The sequence below is a fragment of the Paraburkholderia oxyphila NBRC 105797 genome, from assembly GCF_000685075.1.
Lineage (GTDB): Bacteria > Pseudomonadota > Gammaproteobacteria > Burkholderiales > Burkholderiaceae > Paraburkholderia > Paraburkholderia oxyphila.
Genome location: NZ_BAYD01000251.1, coordinates 1 through 2,033 on the forward strand (window position 1 = coordinate 1; position 2,033 = coordinate 2,033).

At 60.3% G+C, this 2,033-nt stretch carries 2 protein-coding genes; both read left to right on the forward strand.

Translation table 11 applies throughout. From position 1 onward, the window contains the following. Nucleotides 1–122 precede the first annotated feature (122 nt). Complete coding sequence (locus tag BO1_RS48685) at nucleotides 123–839, forward strand: sulfite exporter TauE/SafE family protein (protein ID WP_028223758.1); 717 nt, start codon at nucleotides 123–125, stop codon at nucleotides 837–839. A 64-nt stretch (nucleotides 840–903) separates the two neighbouring features. Beyond that, nucleotides 904–1,998 carry a porin gene (locus BO1_RS48690; protein WP_043289322.1) on the forward strand — a complete coding sequence of 365 codons (1,095 nt, stop codon included), beginning with the start codon at nucleotides 904–906 and terminating at the stop codon, nucleotides 1,996–1,998. Nucleotides 1,999–2,033 lie beyond the last annotated feature (35 nt).

Here is a 2,033-nt window from a genome sequence, read left to right on the forward strand (position 1 = left end):
CCGCGAAAACAAGTTAACCGCGAAAGCAAGAGAACCACGAACCCAGAAACTCAGGAAATCGAACAAATTAGCTAACCCAGGCGGACGAACCGCCCCCAACAATCAATCAGGAGCACCAACCTGTGAGCATTACAGTATTCCTCCTTCTCGCCACAACTGTGGCAATTGCAGCCTTCATTCAAGGCGCCGTGGGAGTAGGCTTCGCGCTCATCTGCGCGCCCGTAATCAGCCTGATAGACCCGGGCCTCCTGCCCGTTTCCCTCCTGATCCTGATGCTCCCGCTCAATATCTATCTAGCGTGGCGCGAGCGCCCTGCACTCGATTCAAACGGCACGCTATGGATCACAGTCGGCCGCACAGCGGGCGCGCTGGTCGGCGTGTGGATCATCTCGCGCATCTCGGCACACGATCTGAACCTGTTCATCGGCGCATCAACGATTGCCGCCGCCGTTGCAACGCTGTGCGCGCCAACATTCGCACCGGGCCGCAACGCACTGATCACGGCAGGCGCCGTAACCGGCATCACCGAAACCGCGACCGGCATCGGCGGCCCGGCACTCGCGATGGTGTTCCAGCACTACCGCGCGCCGGCGCTGCGCTCAACCATCGCGCTGTGCTTCGCCATCGGCGAGGCCCTCTCGCTCATGTTGCTCAGCTTCACCGGCCAGATCACCTTGGGCCGCTTCGTTTCCGCCCTGTTGCTCGTGCCGCCCGTCATCCTTGGCGCCTTCATCAGCCAACACGTACACCAGCGCCTGAACAGCAAAGTCTTGCGCGTCAGCGTAATGGGCTTCGCGATCGTTTCGGGCGCGGCAATCCTGTATCAGACATTGAAGTGAACGCAAATGCGTGCCAGCTCAGCCAGGGCCGGCACATCCAATAGAGCATAGCGAGGAGACCCCAATGAAGAAGTGTCTGGCTGCGCCCGCGTGCGCAGCACTTGGTCTTGCCAGTATTTCAGGTGCATATGCACAGAGCAGCATCACGCTATATGGCAGTCTGGATGCGGGTGTTGGCTACGTCAGCAATCTGCATGGCTCGCACTCGTTCTTTGCCGAACAGGGCACGTTTCAGGCCGACCGCTGGGGCCTCACGGGCGCCGAGGATCTGGGCTCGGGACTGAAGACGGTGTTCAAGCTGGAGTCGGGGTTCTCGACGATCAGTGGCGCGATGTCGAGCGCGGGGACGCTCTTCAATCGGCAGGCCTATGTGGGTCTCTCGAAGAACGATATCGGCACTGTGACGCTCGGGCGCCAGACCGACTTCCACTTCGAGATGCTTGGTCCGCTTTCGACTGCGCAGTCGCTTGGCGACTTCTCCGCATTTCATCCGGGCAATGTCGATGGGCTGGCCAATACCGTGCCCGTGGAGTTGTCCAATACCGCCAAGTTTGTCAGCCGGCCGTTCTGGGGGCTCACCGTGGGTGCGCTATACGGCTTTACGAATTCGAGCAGCAGCACGACGGGACGCACGATCAGCCTTGGCGCGAACTATGGGTACGGGCCGCTGAAGCTCGCGGCGGCGTGGTCGGAGTATCACGACCGTACACTCAATCTGGCTGGCGGGCTCGGGCTCGATGCGTTCGAAGGCGTCAATCTCGCCGGCGGCGCGCCGTTCGTGGCGGACAGCGTGCGCAATGCGGGTATCGGGGGTAGTTATCAGTGGGGACGGGTTCAGGTGCATGCGCTCGTTACCGACGTGCGGATCGAGCGGCGTGGTGATGCGCAGAACTATCGCACTATCGATGGAGGTGTCAATTTTCAGGTCACACCTGCGTATATGGTGGGTGCGGGTGCCTGGACCATGACGCTGTCCGGCAAGCGGTGGACGCAAGCTACAGTTGCTAATGTTTATTCGCTTTCCAAGCGGACGCAGGTCTATATGGATGTGATGGTTGAACGGGCTTCTTCTGGGGCCGTTGCCGATACTGTGGGGATTGGGGCTTCGTCTTCTGGCACGCAGACTGCTGTGCTGACGGGGATTCACCATTTCTTTTAGGTCGCCTTGGGCGGCGGTTGGTTTGATTTGATTTG